This is a genomic window from Gordonia sp. SGD-V-85, assembly GCF_001456905.1.
Classification (GTDB): domain Bacteria; phylum Actinomycetota; class Actinomycetes; order Mycobacteriales; family Mycobacteriaceae; genus Gordonia; species Gordonia hongkongensis.
In genome coordinates this window covers 73,884-89,313 of the sequence record NZ_LNQO01000022.1, presented here as the reverse complement: position 1 = coordinate 89,313, position 15,430 = coordinate 73,884, and the positions used below count along the sequence as shown (strand labels likewise).

General features: G+C 68.5%; 12 protein-coding genes and 2 pseudogenes. 6 read left to right on the top strand and 8 right to left on the bottom strand.

Features of this window, described 5'->3' with window-relative positions:
- Together AS181_RS20565 and AS181_RS20560 are read right to left on the bottom strand one after the other, a co-directional pair.
- Window positions 1-623 (bottom strand): annotated as a pseudogene (locus AS181_RS20565) (HNH endonuclease); the annotation flags it as partial.
- Between the two features lie 938 nt (window positions 624-1,561).
- Window positions 1,562-2,536, bottom strand: a complete 975-nt coding sequence (locus tag AS181_RS20560; RefSeq protein ID WP_058253346.1) for a 1,4-dihydroxy-2-naphthoyl-CoA synthase — start codon at window positions 2,534-2,536, stop codon at window positions 1,562-1,564.
- Window positions 2,537-2,713: 177 nt separating this feature from the next.
- Here AS181_RS20560 and AS181_RS20555 point away from each other — a divergent pair, with 177 nt between their 5' ends.
- Together AS181_RS20555 and AS181_RS20550 are read left to right on the top strand one after the other, a co-directional pair.
- On the top strand, window positions 2,714-2,941 hold the full coding sequence (locus AS181_RS20555; protein ID WP_231742590.1) for a hypothetical protein: 228 nt from the start codon (window positions 2,714-2,716) through the stop codon (window positions 2,939-2,941).
- A 34-nt stretch (window positions 2,942-2,975) separates the two neighbouring features.
- The gene (locus AS181_RS20550) at window positions 2,976-3,626 is read left to right on the top strand and encodes a PaaI family thioesterase (RefSeq protein ID WP_058253345.1); all 651 of its coding nucleotides are present in this window, start codon (window positions 2,976-2,978) and stop codon (window positions 3,624-3,626) included.
- Here AS181_RS20550 and AS181_RS20545 read toward each other — a convergent pair.
- On the bottom strand, window positions 3,617-5,764 hold the full coding sequence (locus tag AS181_RS20545; RefSeq protein ID WP_058253344.1) for an Rv1355c family protein: 2,148 nt from the start codon (window positions 5,762-5,764) through the stop codon (window positions 3,617-3,619). The two genes, AS181_RS20550 and AS181_RS20545, sit on opposite strands and share 10 nt — an antisense overlap.
- Before the next feature lie 170 nt (window positions 5,765-5,934).
- Here AS181_RS20545 and AS181_RS20540 point away from each other — a divergent pair, with 170 nt between their 5' ends.
- Window positions 5,935-6,693 carry a hypothetical protein gene (locus AS181_RS20540; RefSeq protein ID WP_091344455.1) on the top strand — a complete coding sequence of 253 codons (759 nt, stop codon included), beginning with the start codon at window positions 5,935-5,937 and terminating at the stop codon, window positions 6,691-6,693.
- Here AS181_RS20540 and AS181_RS20535 read toward each other — a convergent pair.
- Complete coding sequence (locus tag AS181_RS20535; RefSeq protein WP_231742586.1) at window positions 6,639-7,844, bottom strand: GGDEF domain-containing protein; 1,206 nt, start codon at window positions 7,842-7,844, stop codon at window positions 6,639-6,641. The two genes, AS181_RS20540 and AS181_RS20535, sit on opposite strands and share 55 nt — an antisense overlap.
- Window positions 7,845-8,306: 462 nt before the next feature.
- On the opposite strand from AS181_RS20535, the gene AS181_RS25465 reads away from it, so the two are divergent.
- A complete protein-coding gene (locus AS181_RS25465; protein ID WP_231742584.1) occupies window positions 8,307-8,453 on the top strand; it encodes a hypothetical protein in 147 nt (48 codons plus the stop codon).
- Window positions 8,454-8,606: 153 nt separating this feature from the next.
- A pseudogene (locus tag AS181_RS20530) lies at window positions 8,607-9,509 on the top strand (EAL domain-containing protein).
- A 313-nt stretch (window positions 9,510-9,822) separates the two neighbouring features.
- Here AS181_RS20530 and AS181_RS20525 read toward each other — a convergent pair.
- The 4 genes from AS181_RS20525 to AS181_RS20510 all read right to left on the bottom strand — a co-directional run bounded on the left by AS181_RS20525 (window position 9,823) and on the right by AS181_RS20510 (window position 13,655).
- Window positions 9,823-10,269: an Hsp20/alpha crystallin family protein gene (locus tag AS181_RS20525; RefSeq protein WP_058253341.1), complete on the bottom strand. Its 447-nt coding sequence runs from the start codon at window positions 10,267-10,269 to the stop codon at window positions 9,823-9,825.
- A 251-nt stretch (window positions 10,270-10,520) separates the two neighbouring features.
- Window positions 10,521-11,813: a saccharopine dehydrogenase family protein gene (locus AS181_RS20520; protein ID WP_058253359.1), complete on the bottom strand. Its 1,293-nt coding sequence runs from the start codon at window positions 11,811-11,813 to the stop codon at window positions 10,521-10,523.
- Between the two features lie 57 nt (window positions 11,814-11,870).
- The gene (locus tag AS181_RS20515) at window positions 11,871-12,956 is read right to left on the bottom strand and encodes an AbrB family transcriptional regulator (protein WP_058253340.1); all 1,086 of its coding nucleotides are present in this window, start codon (window positions 12,954-12,956) and stop codon (window positions 11,871-11,873) included.
- Window positions 12,957-13,037: 81 nt separating this feature from the next.
- Window positions 13,038-13,655, bottom strand: coding sequence for a class I SAM-dependent methyltransferase (locus tag AS181_RS20510; protein ID WP_058253339.1), 618 nt, complete (start codon window positions 13,653-13,655; stop codon window positions 13,038-13,040).
- Between the two features lie 64 nt (window positions 13,656-13,719).
- Between AS181_RS20510 and menD the strand changes: the two genes are divergently transcribed.
- Window positions 13,720-15,423, top strand: a complete 1,704-nt coding sequence (gene menD / locus AS181_RS20505; RefSeq protein WP_058253338.1) for a 2-succinyl-5-enolpyruvyl-6-hydroxy-3-cyclohexene-1-carboxylic-acid synthase — start codon at window positions 13,720-13,722, stop codon at window positions 15,421-15,423.
- Window positions 15,424-15,430 lie beyond the last annotated feature (7 nt).

Sequence of the window (15,430 nt, the reverse complement as noted above, 5' to 3'; positions counted from 1 at the left end):
ACGATCTGGGTGAGGTCGGCCCGGATTTCGACGCGGCCGTCGTCGGTGGTGTGGGCGTTGACCGCGTTCAGCGATGGGTCGTCGGCGGCCGGTACACCGGTGTCGGAGGTGTCCGCCAGAGTATTGGCGATGGCTCGGCCATGCTTGAGCACTTCTGTCGGTGTTGCGCCGGAGAGTGCTTGCGCGATGAGTTCGAGTTCGTACCGGGAGCGCTCGTCATCGGAAAGGGCTTTGTGACAACGCTTCTCGATCTCGTTGATCCCCCGCACGATGGCATCGACGACCTCGCCGGACAGCCGCCCATCGGCGGCGTGATGCGCCACCACGGGCAGCGTCGGCAGCGCGTCGACACCCCGCATGGTGCGAAGAGCAGCGGCCGGCGCATGGCCGGACTCGATCAGCAGTTTCTTGGTGGTGCTGCCGGCCTTCTGCGCGACGCCGAGGTCGTCGAGTTGCGCTGCGTGAGCGACGATCTGATGATCTGCAAGGTTGCGGATCAGACGCCACGTGTCGAGGGCGTCGAATGTTGCTCTGCCCGTGGGGTCATCGGCGGGTGGGGTGGTCTCGATGAGTTGATCGAGGAGAGTGGCTAGCTCCGGCATGACTCCAAGGTACAGGAACATGCGTTCGATTTCGAGGAAATTCCACAAGCTGATAACCGTGAAATCAGCGGCTGTGCAGCATTTTTCGTCGACTGTGCATGATCTCCGGTGACCGTGCCCAAACGGTCCACAGTGGTGGACTCCAGTCACTCGCGTTTCGTATCTTGTCCCAGGATTGTAGAAATCGGTGGTTCCCGGGCTCGATGCGGCGGATTCCGAAGTCGTGAACTCGTTCGCGGACAAACGATTCGTCGGCGACAGCAGGCGCACTACGTCGGTGACCGCGCGCTGGCTGGCGGTATCGAGCCACGGTCATCGGGTGACGCGATCGGCGTATCGGCCATGGGTTGATGGCCGGCATGCAGGGCCGTTCGGCATGCGCCGCCCCGCTGGAGGGCTCCGCCTCCCTGATCCATCGCCACAGCGGCGCCCAACATTAAGGGTTTGCGCCTGAAAGTAATTGGCGGACTGTCTCGTTCATCTGATTCGAGCGAACAAGCACGCCATTGACATCGTCGGCGACGTTGGATTGCAGCCGCTGTCGACTCGGGACGGGCACCCACATAACAGAGCTCATCGAGAGACTCGCTCGACGGCATTCTTCCCGGCGCCTTCACCCGCCCATACCAGCTGTTCCGCATCGAACCCGACACCCACTACTCGGGCACGCTCTATTCCGAGGAGCTTCTGCCATACTCTGACAGGCCGCAACACCCGCTCCCTCGGGTCTCGATCTTCGCACCTCAAAACTAAAGTGAGACCGGGCATTGCATGCATTACGCGCGCGACATGGCACCCACGGATCACCGCGTCGGCTGGGGCCTCTCAACGGTTCGGTTGGCGGTGACGTAGCGGTCCACGCGGTCGATCACTGCAGACGCGCGAATCCGGCCGTCCACCTACCCCGGGTCGAGGTCCGAGGCAGGTGCGTTCGGAAGTGGCCGGCCAGCGTACGCGGCTCAGTAGTAGTACGGGTAATCGTCCCAGCGCGGGTCGCGTTTCTCGAGGAACGCGTCACGTCCTTCGACGGCTTCGTCGGTCATGTACGCCAGGCGGGTCGCCTCACCGGCGAACACCTGCTGACCCATGAGGCCGTCGTCGGTGAGGTTGAACGCGAACTTCAGCATGCGCTGGGCCGTCGGCGACTTGCTGTTGATCCGGCGCGCCCAGTCGATGGCGGTGGCCTCCAGCTCGGCGTGCGGGGCGACGCGGTTGACCGCGCCCATCCGGTGCATGGTCTCGGCGTCGTAGGCCTCCCCGAGGAAGAAGATCTCGCGCGCGAACTTCTGCCCGACCTGCTTGGCCAGGTAGGCGCTCCCGTACCCGGCGTCGAAGGAACCCACATCGGCGTCGGTCTGCTTGAACCGGGCGTGCTCGGCCGAGGCGAGGGTCAGGTCGCACACGACGTGCAGCGAATGCCCGCCGCCGGCCGCCCAGCCGTTGACGACCGCGATCACGACCTTGGGCATCGTCCGGATCAGGCGCTGGACCTCCAGGATGTGCAGCCGCCCGCCCTCGGCCTTCACCCGCGCCGCGTCGACCGTCTCGGCGCCGGCCGCCGCGACGTCGTCGTCGTGTGTCGTGGCGTACTGATAACCGCTACGCCCGCGGATGCGCTGATCGCCGCCGCTGCAGAACGCCCACCCGCCGTCCTTGGGGCTCGGGCCGTTGCCGGTCAGCAGGATCGTGCCGACGTCGGGCGACCGCCGCGCATGGTCGAGGACCCGGTACAGCTCGTCGACCGTGTGCGGGCGGAAGGCGTTGCGGACCTCGGGACGGTCGAATGCGACGCGCACGATCCCAAACTCGCGGCCCTCGCCGACGTGGCGGTGATAGGTGATGTCGGTCAGGTCGTCGAAGCCGGGCACCACCGCCCACGATGCCGGGTCGAAGGGTTGGCCGGAGGGTCCCTGGGTGTCGGGCGTCGCACTCATGGGGTCAGCCTATCGACGCGGCGACCGGGCGCTTCGCACGCCCGCAGCGGCGGATTGGTCGGAAGAGATCACGAAGTCGTGACGGGTTCGACGCGGATTGCATTCAACCATTGGATGCCGGCCGGTCTTCGGCTCGAACATCACCGAAATCTCAGTTTCGGATGCTTAGCTGTCCGTATGGCTGTATGGGGGTGGATTCTGATCCTCGGGGGCGCGTGGTGTGTCGTGTCCGCGGCGGTCGCGGTGATCGTCGGGAGGGCGGTCCGGATCCGGGACGAAAAGGAACGCGGTCCGCGTGGCGTGCCGGACTACATACCCGAGTCCACGCGCCGGCTGGCCCGGGGCGGGGTGTGTGTGGATCTCGCCGACCGTCGACGCACGGAGGGGAACACCGACACCGACTAGGGCGCGGCACCGCCGGCTCTTATACGGTTGGCCGGTGAGCGAAGCGAACGATCGCGCCGTCGAGACCGTCGACGAGGACCCGCACGAGGGTGGTTTCCGGGCCCATGCGGCCATCACCACCGACCGCGGCGGACCCCGCTACGGCGAGTTCAGTGAGCAGGTCCGCCTGCTGATGGACAACGCCCGCTACGCCTGTCCCGACGACGAGCTCGTCGACGAACTCATCGAGTCACTGAAGGCGCTCAACGACCGGCTCGCCGATTCCCGGATCGACGAGTGGCACTCACCGGCGGGGACCCGCATCGACCTCCCGTCGCGCGGCAACATCACCCTGCCGCCGTATGTGGTCACCGAGGTGAACGACAACGGGGTCGTCGCCGAACTGACGTTCCGCGATTTCCACCTCGGCGGGAACAACGCCGCGCACGGCGGTCATGTCGCGGTCGCCTTCGACGACGTGGGCGGCTTCGCGTCGGCGGTCGCGATCCAGCATGTCAGCCGGACCGCGTACCTGACCGTGCAATACCGGTCGATCACACCGCTGAACACGCCGCTGCGAATCCACGCCTGGGCGGACCGGATCGAGGGGCGCAAGGTCTTCATCAAGGGCACCCTGCACGACGGCGACCGCCTCTGTGCGGAGATGGACGCCCTGTTCATCAAGCTCAACCCCGGTCAGGCCTGACCAGCACTCGTCGGCGGGCGCACGGGCAGACGACGGCTCACCTCCACCGGCGCATCCGTGCGCGACAGGCGCAGCACGATGGTCGGCGCCTCGCCGGCGTCGAGGGGCCACGTCTCGAGCATCTCGCGGCGCAGGGCGGCCAGTTCGTCGCCGTGATTGCTCGACAGTGTTCGCGCGGTCGCGTCGTCCCCGGCGTAGAGGAACGTCGGTGTCATGGGGTGAACCGCGAAGCCGAGACGCTCGGCGGCCACCCACAGCTGCTGCGCGACGATCCCACCGCGGAGGTAATCGGCGGGGGTCGTGCCCTGCTGCACCAAGACCAGGATCGCCGACGACGACGCGGCCCGGGCGCCGGCATCGGCACCGAGTGCGGCACCGCCACCCCATTCGTCGAGCAACGCCATGACATCGGCACGCCGCAACACGTCGAGCATCCCCGCCATCGCCGGCGGTAGGTCGAGCGAGGCGACGTCGATGCCCTCGGCGGCGGCCGGATCGGTGGTGAGCTCGGCGAACATCTCCCGGTGCAGTTCGGGCGTCAGGAACCGGGCGCGATCCGATCGGGCGATGATCGAGGCATATCGGTCGATGTCCGCGCGGTCGTCGAGCGCCACCAACCGGGTCCGATCACTCGTGGCGGCATCGTGCAGTCGGACGAGATCGGAGGCCGACAGCGGTGATCCGTCCCCGACTCCACGTCGGGTGCCGCGGGCGAGCAATGCGTCGAGTTCGGTCTCCGCGTCCGCGGAGCGCGACCCGGTGTCGATGCCCTTGAGGCGTGCCCGGCCGGCCAGCGTGTCGGCCGCGTCGACGATCTCGATGTCGTCGAGCACCCCGCGCGCGACCGCCGCGACCTGCGCGTTGTACAGCGCGGCGCCGACCGCCACCGCAGATGCCCGGTGCTCGACGTCGAGGGTCGAGGTGCGGGTGCGGTCCAGGACGATGGTGACGGCGTCGTCGTCGGCGATGATCTGCCAGGGCTGCTGGTTCCCGGCGGACGGCGCCCGGCTCGCGGCGTACACGACGAGTTCGCGGTCGGTCATCGCCCCGATGTCGGGCTGCACCTGCGGACGGATCGGTTCGGTGTCGGCCGGTGGTTGTGCTGCGGGTGCGGGGGCGCGGGTGTCGATCGGGTCCTCGAGGCCGTCCAGCCACGCGTCCCGGTCGAATCGGACCCGACCGGACGGCAGGGACTTGCCCTGGACGAGGCGGCGGACGGCCGCGGCCACCGTGGCGCCGCCCAGGAGGACGTCGCCGCCGAGCTGTGGCCAGGCGGTGACCGTGTGCCCGAGCTCGATGGCCGACGCCGCCATCGGCGCGGTCACCTTCGTCGGCTCGAGTACCCGGACGGCGAGCGGGGTGAGCGACGCGCGGTCGAGTCCGACGAGATCTTCGATCCGCAGGTCGCCGGCCAGGCCGTGGAAAAGAGGCCGATCCGGTTCGAGGTCGAATCTCTCGACATCGAGGGTTCCGCCGTCACTCGTCTCCATGAGGACCGGAATTCCTCGCTCGCGACATTTCTGGCGCACGAGGACCTTTACATCGAAAGAATCACATTCTTCGACGACGAGATCCAGGCCGTCGAGGAATTCATCGATGTTCTCGATTGTTATGCCGTCCACATGTACGACGGTGGTGAGATAGGGATCGATCTCGGAAATGCGTCGAGCGGCGATCACGGCCTTGTTGTCGTGAATATCCATGAGGGTCGCCGGAATTCGATTCATATTCGTGAGTTCGAGATCGTCGAAATCGGCAAGGCGTAATTCGCCGGCAAGACCTTCGAGTGCGAGCGTGAGCGATATCGCGTGTCCCACACTCAAACCGACGACACCGATCCGGAGCTCGCCCGCAGCGGCTTGCTGCGACGCGGTCAGTTTGTGCCGGTTGCGGTCGAGCCGAAGGCGTCGGAACGTGCGCGGACCGGGGATCTTGACGAGGGCGTTACGCCAGGGAAAGTGCGCGTAACGAGGTGTCTCATCCCGGAGAGCGGGCTCGGCGGGCGGGAGGAGTTCATCGAGTGCGCGGGCGGCGCCGGCCGTGATGTCGGACACAGTGAGGGACGGCTCCGCGGTCAACGCGGCGGGTAGTTCGTCAGGTGAGTAGAGGGTGGCGGCGGCATCCGGCGGCGTGTGCATAAGCCCATGGTGTCGCACGGGATTGCACGACGCCAACCGTCAAAGCGGCGGTCGGGCGAAAAGAACTGCGCTTGTGGGAGTGCATAAATGTGGCCTTGTGGCAGCATTACACGCGGGGTCGGGGGAGATCTCGTCTCTAAATTTACTAATTCCTGGAAGGCAATACTGCGATGAATAAGATGTCAGTCACCAATGATCAGGTTCGCACCGGGATGTTGCGATCGATCGCACCCGAAACCGGGGCGGAGTACTCGGTGGTCGTGGCGAGCCCGCGGTCGGAGCCCGAACTGTGGCGCGAGTACCTCGCCGGCGCGGACGCGTCGTACCACCGGCACGGGTGCGCGGCCGCACTCGAATACGACGAGGTCGCCGGCGGCGAGGGCACCGCGATGTTCTTCGCGGTGCTCGACACCGAGGGCAAGGTCGTCGGCGGGCTACGGGTCCAGCCCCGGCTGGAGGCGGCTGCGCAGTCGCACGCGCTGGTCGAATGGGTGGGTCAGCCCGGTCAGGTGCAGCTCGTCAACGCCATCGAAGAACGTCTGCACGACGGCATCGTCGAGGTCAAGACGGCCTGGGTGGACGAGCGATCGGCGATCGCGGGGTCGGTGGCCGGCCAGTTGTCGCGGTTGGGGCTGGTCATCATGGAGATGTCCGGGGTCGAGGCCATGATGGCGACCGCGGCCGACCACGTCCTGCGCCGCTGGCAGTCCGGTGGTGGACGCCTCGACGAGTCGGTGTCCGCGACCCCCTTTCCCGACGACCGGTACCGCACCCGGCTCATGTGGTGGGATCGTGCCCGGCTCGACACCCTCACCAGCCCGGAGACCTGGCGTCGGATGCGCCGGGAGGCCGACGCCCTCCAGGCCGCGACGACTCAGCGCCCGCTGGTCCGGCTGTCGATGTCGACGAAGTCGGCCGGGCGTCGGTAGAAGACCTCGTACAGGCTCGCCGACGGCGGAGACACCGTCCGCTCGGCGTCGGCGGCATGTGCGCTCGGCGCGCCGTCGTTCCAGGTCACCGCGTCGATGGATTTGATGACCGTCGTGTCCCGGCCGTTCTCCTTGGCCTGATACACGCAGGCGTCGGCCTGACCCAGGAGGTTGCCGATCACGTCGTCGGTCGAATAGGCGGTGTCGAACCGGCCGGAGACCAGCGGGTCGCCGGCGACGCGCAGCGGCGCGCAGACGCCGCCGACGCTGATGGTGACCGGCGCTGCCGCGGCGACGGCGGCCCGTAGGCGTTCGGCGCTGAGCCACAGTTCGTCCGCGTCGTGGACGACGTGGAACATGAGGAACTCCTCGCCGCCGTAGCGGCACACCTCCGAACCGACGGGGGCGTGCTCGCGGATGGCGGCCGATGCCGCCAGCAGCACGCCGTCACCGGCGAGGTGGCCGTACTGGTCGTTGATCTTCTTGAAGTGGTCGACGTCGAGCAGCAGGATGCCGATCCATCCGGTGGACGATCGCGCGGCCGAGAGGAGCTGCGATGCGCGAATCAGGAAGCCGCGCCGGTTCAGCAGGCCGGTCAGCGGGTCGATCCCGACCAGGCGGGTCTGCTGATCGAGCACGGCCTCCATCGACTTGCGCAACGCGACGACCAGGAAGACCGGCACCACGATCAGGCCGAGCATCGCGCCGAAGCTGATCAGGTACTCCGGCAGCGAGGGCGTCGTCACCGCGAGGACGGTTGCCGCACAGACGACCGCCAGCGCCAGATGGGACAGGATGAGTCGGGTGGTCGCCGAGATCGCGCCGATCGCCGGGATGACCGCGACGATGGCGAGGACGAGCGTCGACGATCGTGGCGAGGCCAGGATCATCGAGGTGCCGAAGATGCCCACGATCCCCAACCCGCCCAGGAACGCGAACTCGAGATCGGTCAGCCGGGCGCGGATGGCCGTCACCGCGAAGACGACCGCGATGAACGACCAGATGGTGAGCAGGATGGGCATGCCGCCCGGGTACAGCGTCTCGGGCGCGAGCACGCTGATGACCGGCAGCGGGATGACACCGCCGGTGCTGATCAGTGTCGCCATCGACCGGGCGTCGTAGCGCCGGAGCACCCTCCTGATCAACGACATCTACCACGACCGCTTTCCGTCGGCGGCTGTGGAGACAGCCGCTTGTTTGCCGAGATTCGCATTGATGCCACTGCGACTGCATTGGCGGAAACCACGTAATCTTTCGTGTCCTACGCATAGGCAATGAAAGCACCTTACCAGCAGTTTTGCCGCACCTCGCGGAATCGTTAGCAGCGCTGCCGAGAATAGTGGCGAATCGCCGGCCGCGCCGGTCCCAGATTTTGTGAACATCTGTCAAAAGAAATCGATGTCTCGACCCGGGCCCACGAAAAATTGCACACGGTTTCGACGGACTGCCGCGGCGCGCAATTGTGAGAACGGTCATGACGGTCGGGCCCGGTCCGGGCGGGGCGACTCGACCTTCTTCCCGGGAGCGCGCCGGCTGAGTAGTATCTGCGCGGTAGAGAACTGCGGCGCCCCCGGCGTCGCCCTGGGGGGATCGGACCAGCGAATGACGTCGTGTTGACGTTCGGCACCTCGGTGATCGCGGTGTCGGTCGACCCGTACCACCGAGCCGTGGTCGCCTACGGCTACGAGGCGTCGGCCGCGGCCGCCGAGCGCTTCATCGAACAGGTGCTCATGCCCATCAGTCCGCGGGCGCGTTTCTAGCGGCGATCGGACTTCTACTGGCTCATCCACCTTCCCTGGACCGGCGCCGGTGACGACGAGAGCGGACGCAACGCACTGATCGAGGCGGCCCGCACCAAGCTCGGTGCGCACACCGTGAGTGACGGGGAGCGCAGCTGGTTCCTCGACGTCTGCATGGGCGTCGCCGTCGGAGATGTGCACCTCGCCGCCGAGTCCGAGGACGATCTGGTCCGCCACGCCGACGCCGCCCTGTGCATCGCGCTGAGCAGCCGCACCGCCGTCGCATTCGCATCGCCGACGACGCTGCGCCACATCCGGGCCGAGGTCGACCTCGCGGGTTGGCTCACCAGATCGGTCGAGCGCGACTTCTCCGTCTTCTACCAGCCGATCGTCGCGGTACCCGACCGGCGGGTCGTCGGTTACGAGTCGCTGCTCCGGTGGCACACCGAGTCCGGCGTGCTGGCTCCGGACGCGTTCCTGTCTGTGGCCGAGGGGATCTCGCTGCTCGCCCCCATCGGACGGCACGCCATTGGCGAGGCCATCCGGGACCTGTCGGGGGAGATCACCCGGCACGTCGGGCCGAGCACGTTCGTCTCCCTCAACCTGTCCGGGCAGCAGTTGTGGGACGACGGGCTCGTCTCGTACGTCCACGGCCTGATCGACGGTCACGGTGTCGAGCCGTCGAGGGTCTGGGTCGAGGTGCGGGAGGACTAGGCGATCCGGGTCGACACCTCCGCGTCGCGGGCGATCGACGCGCTCCACGAACTCGGCTGCACGATCTGCATCGACGACCTGGGGGCCGGGTTCTCGGCCCTGCGCTACGTCCGCGATCTCCCGGTCGACGTCCTGAAGGTCGATCGGACGCTCATCGCGCAACTGGCCGACAGCTCGCCCGATCGCGCCGTCGTCCGCGCGATCGGTGAGATGGCCGCCGCCACCGGGGTGAAGATGGTCGCCGAGGGGATCGAATCCGAGGCGTTGCTCCCGATGCTCGAGGAGTTCGGGTTCGACTACGCCCAGGGCTTCCTGTTCGGCCGCCCGGCGCCGCTCGTCGAACTGTTCGGGTCTGACCGTTAGCGAGGCTCGGTGCCCGATTCCGTTGTGGCGCAGCGTATTGCTCCTTGGGGTGCGAAGCGCCGATCCTGCTCCCTGAGGTGCGAGCGAAGCGAGCCTCGAAGGGCGTGGTGAACATTTCTTGCCAGGCCCTTCGTGGCTCGTCGCTATCGCTCCTCGCACCTCAGGGAGCAGAGAGAGACGGCACCGCTTTACCCGACAGACCAACGGTTCTGCGGTTCGTTCGGACTAGGGAGCGGGATGATTCGTCGTCGATGGCACCCCCCTTCGACATGCGGCTGTTTCCTCAAATGTGTTGCGGCTCCAGACGATCAATTCATGTGACCGTACTGGTCTCGATCGCCTGTGGTCGGCCGGCCGACTCCACCTCGATCCGCCGCGGCTTGGCCTTCTCGGCGACCGGGATGGTCACGGTGAGAACGCCGTTGTCGTAGCGCGCCGAGATGGCCGCGCTGTCGATGGCGTCGCCGAGAGTCAGTTGGCGGCGGTAGGTTCCGGAGAATCGTTCGCTCGTCAGCCACTGCACGCCCTCGTCGGACGGCGTGCTCCGCTGGGCGGAGAGGGTGAGGACCCCGTTGTCGACGCTGACGTCGATGGAGCCGGGATCGGCGCCGGGCAGATCGGCGATGAGCAGGTAGTGGTCCTCGACCTTGTACAGGTCCAGGGGCATGAAGCGGGGAGTGCGGGCAGTTCCGGCCGCTGAACCGGTCATCATGCCTCGGGTCCAGGCATCCATGTCGGAGAAGGGATCGAAACGAAGCACAGCAGTTCACCTCCTGATTCTCAAGGCTGCTCGCCACCCGTTAGACGAGCAGTTCATCGCTGTACTGCCAACGAAGATAGCACCGGATCCGGCACTCGTCTAGCACTCTGGAGGTGAGAGTGCCAGATTTTTCCGGGGCCCGAAGACGACGCCGCCCGACCGCGAGTTCGACTGTGCCGGAGTGGGTCCGGTCTGCGCCGGCGTGGCTGCCGGAGGGTCGAACGACGCGATCGGGCGGGGTCGGGTCAGGGTCAGTCGGTGAGCTCGGTGGCGTCGATGCTGAACCCGGCGTTGCGGAGACGGTCGATGAGAGCGTCGCCCATCGCCACGGCGGTCGTCAGCACTCCGGCCCGCTTGGGCAGGTGGTCGCGGTCGAGGGCCAATGCCAGCGCGCTCTCGGCGAGCATCACCGCGGTGGCCTTGTAACCGGGATCGCCCTGGGCGCGCATCCGGGCCTTGTAGCGTCGTCCGGTGGTCGTCCGCGTGAACGTGTCGACCACGAAGTAACCGTTCTCGCGGGCCTTTTCGCTGGGTCCGTCACCGGGCTTCGGCAACACGCGGTCGAGGACACGTCGCGTGGGGCCGAAACTCATCGCTCCCATGAACGCGCCGGTGCCGACCGCGACGGCGCCGGCGATCAGGGTCGACACCGCGGGGACGCCGCCGACGCTCATCGTCTCCGCGTAGTGGAAGTCCTTGCCGTAAGCGTTGTCCAGCAACGCATTCGAGCGCCGCACGATCCGGGTGTTGTGGGCGGCCATGAAGAAGGGCGCGAGGGTGCCGCGCAGCGATGGGTCGACCTTCTTGGCGTTGATGATGGACAGGTCGCTCGGTTCGTCGGACAGGCTGACCCGCGGGACCTCGCCGGGGCCGCCCGAGAGGGCCTGCGGGTTGAGCATGAGCCGTCGGGACTGGGCGTTGCGGGCCTCCTCGGCGATGACCCGCATCGAGTCGATCGTTCCGCCGGAGATCCCGCCGCGGAAGGACGCGACGACGAGGGTCGTGTCGGTCATCTCGCCGGCGGCGTCGTCGGAGACCTTTCGATGCAGCGCGTAGGTGGTGATGTCGGAGGGCACGGAGTCGAAGCCGCAGGAGGGCACGATGCGGGCCCCCGAGGCGGCGGCGACGTCATGGACCTTGTCGATCGCGTACCGCACGAACGGCACCTCGCCGGTGAGGTCGACGTAGTCGGTTCCGGCGGTGGCCGCCGCCACGATGAGGGCCTCGCCGTACTTGAGGTAGGGGCCGACGGTGGTGCAGACGACCTGGGTGCGCGCGACCATCGCGTCGAGCGCCGCGGGTGATTCCGCGTCGGCGATGATCAGCGGCCAGTCGTGTGCGCGCAACGGCAGCCGCTTGCGGGCGTCGGTCAGCTTCGACTCGTTGCGGCCCGCCAGCGCGATCTTCGTACCGATCGGCGCGTGGTCGGCCAGATACCGTGCCGTGAGTTCGCCGACGAAGCCGCTGGCGCCGTAGACCACGACGTCGAATTCGCGGCCGTGGGAGGTGGATGATGTCGTGTCGGTGTTCGATTCCCCGCTCATCTTCCCGACCTTACGTGGGACCGGGGTCACACGTAACCGTCGAGTCGGGCGAGACGGTCACGACGCCCGCCGAGCGGCGAGGCGCGCGGCGAAGGGCGCCACGAACAGCATGAGCAGGACGCGCAGGATCTGGGCGGCCACGACGAACGCGACGTTCCCGCCCGCCCCGGTGGCCGCGGCGAGGACGGCGTAGATCCCGCCCGGAGTGGTCGCGAGATAGCAGTCGAACATCGACTCGCCGGTCCACGCGGACAGCACGACCCCCAGCAGGGCGCAGCCGGCGCCGATGACGAGGATCAGCACCAGCGCCAGCGGCAGGACACGGCCGATCGCACGCAACCGCGGCATGGTGAATCCGAGGCCCGCCTGCCAGCCGATCACCGCGTAGGCGACCGCCAGCAGTGCGGGGGACACCTCGGCGGAACCGGCGATCCCGGTCAGCTCGGCCGCGGTGGCCAGCGCCAGCGGACCCAGCAGACCGGCTGCGGGCATGCGCAGCAACCGGCCGAGCGGGATCCCGACGCCCAGGCACACCGCCAGCAGCAAGAGTCCCCAGCCCTGATTCTGCAGAGTTTCCGCCGACCAGGCGTCGGGTCCCGGTGCGACGGCTCCGTTTTCGGCACCGAACACGAGCGAGGCGACCACGGGGATGGTGACGGTGACCAGCGCGACGCGCAGGTACTGGATGACCGCGACCATCCGTTCGTCGCCGCCGAACTCGCGGGTCAGCGCCACCAGCCCGGACGCGCCGCCCGCGACGAGTGCCAGCGAGCCGGTCAGGGAGTCGACGTCTCGGTGCAGCCCGAGCAGGGCGCCGCAGGCGATCGAGATGACCAGTGTCCCCAGGCCGATGACGAGCACCGGGAACCACGACGACCCGAGTCCGCCGACGGTCTCGGGCTCGGCCATCGTGCCGATGAAGACGCCGAGGACACCCTGCGACGCCACGAACGCCCATCGCGGGACGATCGGGTCGTCGGATTCGTCGGCGTCGGTGTTCGTCCGGCCGGGCGCGCGCCCGGCGATCGCGAGAGCACCCGCGACCACGAGCCCCGCGAACAGGGCGGCGGCGTCGACCTCGAGGAGCTCGAGAACGAGCGTCGCGACCGCGGTGAGGAGTACCAGCACTGTCCAGCGACGCACTGGCTCCACAGTAGGCCCGCCGCCGGGAGCGGAGCGAGCGGGGCGAATGTCACCGCCGCCGGGAGCGGAGCGAGCGGGATCTCAGACCGGCCGGGCGGTCCCGACGGTCAGCGCGCCGAACGGCTTCGGTACGCCGGGCTGATAGAACGCATCGACCGGCCCGAGTGCGAAGCCGGCGGCAGTGAGCTCGGCGCGTACGTCGCGGGTGAGATGGCAGCCGCCTGCGACGCGTTTCTGGATCGGTTCGAGTCGGCGCTGCCACCGTCGGACGCGGGCGTCGGGGGCGGAACCGTGTTCGAGGAATCCGAGTTGTCCGTCCGGACGCAGCACGCGGCGGAGTTCGGCGAGCGCCGCTTGGTGGTCGGGGATGGTGCACAGGGTGAAGGTGGTGAGCGCGGCGTCGAACGAGTCGTCGTCGAACGGCAGTCGTTGGCCGTCGAGTCCGGCGCGTTCGATGGGCACGGGGGAGGTGGCGACGCGGTCGGCGGCCATCGACCATCCGACGGTCGACGGTTCGACGGCGGCGACCTCGGTGAGCCCGGCCGGGTAGACGCCGACGTTGAGGCCCGAGCCGAAGCCGATCTCGATCATCCGGCCGGACAACGACGCGCAGGCCCGCGCCCGCAGCGGGGTCAACGCCGCCATGCCGCAGGTGCGCTCGATGAGGTGCGGCAGGACTCGATCGTCGTAAAAGCCCACGTGACGAGGGTAACGCCGCTCCCCGCCGCGATGTGGGGACTCGGGAGAGCACTAGGCTTGTGGGATGAACCGACCGGCCCAGAACGCCCCCGGGCCCAACCCGTCCACACTGCAGGCCCGGGTCATCGTCGACGAGATGATCCGCGGCGGTGTCCGCGAGGCCGTGCTGTGTCCGGGGTCGCGCAACGCGCCGCTCGCCTTCGCCCTCCACGCCGCCGACGCCGCCGGGCGATTGCGTCTGCACGTGCGGATCGACGAGAGGTCGGCCGGTTATCTGGCTCTGGGGCTCGCGGTGTCGTCGGGACAGCCCGTCCCGATCGTGATGACCAGCGGCACCGCCGTGGCGAACATGGGACCGGCGGTCTTCGAGGCCAACTATGCGCGGGTGCCCCTGGTCGTCGTCAGCGCCAACCGGCCGTACGAACTGCTCGGCTCCGGCGCCAACCAGACCGTCGAACAGTTCGGCATCTTCGGGACCCAGGTGCGTGCGGCGATCAGCCTCGGCCTCGCCGAACAGGATCTCGACACCAACAGCCAGTGGCGCTCGGCGGTCGGTCGCGTGCTCGCCGCCGCCCGGGGCGCGCGTACCGGCAACGCCGGCCCGGTGCAGTTCGACATCCCGCTGCGCGAACCGCTGGTCCCCGACCCGGACGAACTGGCCGGCCCCGACCCGTCGACCGACCTCGGCTCGTTCTCCGGCCGGCCCGGCGGACTGCCCTGGACGCAGGCGCCCGTCGGCAGACTCGACGTCCCGGTGCCCATCGACCTGTCCCTGGACACCGTGGTCGTGTCGGGGCACGGGTCGGGTGTCCATCCGGGCCTTGCCGGGATCCCCACCGTCGCCGAACCGACGGCACCGCGGCCGGCGACGCCGCTGCATCCGCTGGGCCTGAACTCCGTCCGGCCCCAGCAGGCGATCATCTGCGGTCGGCCGACGCTGCACCGCGGGGTGTCCCGCCTGCTCGCCGACCCCGAGGTCCGCGTCTACGCGCTGACCACCGGTCCGCGCTGGCCCGACGTCTCCGGCAACGTCTACGCGACCGGCACCCGGATCGAGGTCGTCGGCGAGCCGCGCGAGGACTGGCTCAAGGAGTGCGCGGCGGTACAGGAGCGGGCGGCCTTCGCCGTCACCGCCGAACTCGACGAGCCGGGCCCGGCCACCGGGCTCCACGTCGCACGGGCGGTCAGCGACGCCATGGCCGCCGGCGACCAACTCGTCGTCGGCGCCAGCAACCCCATCCGGGACATCGCCCTGGCCGGCCGGATCGCCGACGGGGTGCGGGTCCTCTCGAACCGCGGGGTCGCGGGTATCGACGGAACCAATTCGACGGCGATCGGTGCCGCGATGGCACGTGACCGGGATCAGGCCGGCGCGCGGACGATCGCCCTGATGGGCGACCTGACCTTCGTGCACGACGCGACCGGTCTGGTCATCGGCCCGGGCGAGCCGCGCCCGACGTCGCTGCGGATCGTGGTCGCCAACGACGACGGCGGCGGGATCTTCGGTCTGCTCGAACAGGGCGACCCGCGCTACAACACCGGGCTGTACGCCGGGGCCTACGAGCGGGTCTTCGGGACCCCGCATCGGACCGACATCGCGTCGATGTGCGCGGGTTTCCACATCCCGCATCGTCGGGTGGGGGTCGGTGAGCTCGGCGCGGTGCTCGCGGAGGAGCCTGCTCCCGGCGGGATCGAGGTCGTCGAGGTCGCCACCGACCGCGAACGGCTGCGATCCGTCCACGCGGCGATTGCGGCGCGCCTTCGGTAGTGCGGCC

Bases quoted from the DNA above. Each gene is read 5' to 3' on its own strand.
- menD (WP_058253338.1), top strand. From the start codon at position 13,720: ATGAACCGACCGGCCCAGAACGCCCCCGGGCCCAACCCGTCCACACTG.
- AS181_RS20540 (WP_091344455.1), top strand. From the start codon at position 5,935: ATGAATAAGATGTCAGTCACCAATGATCAGGTTCGCACCGGGATGTTG.
- AS181_RS20535 (WP_231742586.1), bottom strand. From the start codon at position 7,844: ATGTCGTTGATCAGGAGGGTGCTCCGGCGCTACGACGCCCGGTCGATG.
- AS181_RS20560 (WP_058253346.1), bottom strand. From the start codon at position 2,536: ATGAGTGCGACGCCCGACACCCAGGGACCCTCCGGCCAACCCTTCGAC.
- AS181_RS20520 (WP_058253359.1), bottom strand. From the start codon at position 11,813: ATGAGCGGGGAATCGAACACCGACACGACATCATCCACCTCCCACGGC.
- AS181_RS20545 (WP_058253344.1), bottom strand. From the start codon at position 5,764: ATGCACACGCCGCCGGATGCCGCCGCCACCCTCTACTCACCTGACGAA.
- AS181_RS20555 (WP_231742590.1), top strand. From the start codon at position 2,714: ATGGCTGTATGGGGGTGGATTCTGATCCTCGGGGGCGCGTGGTGTGTC.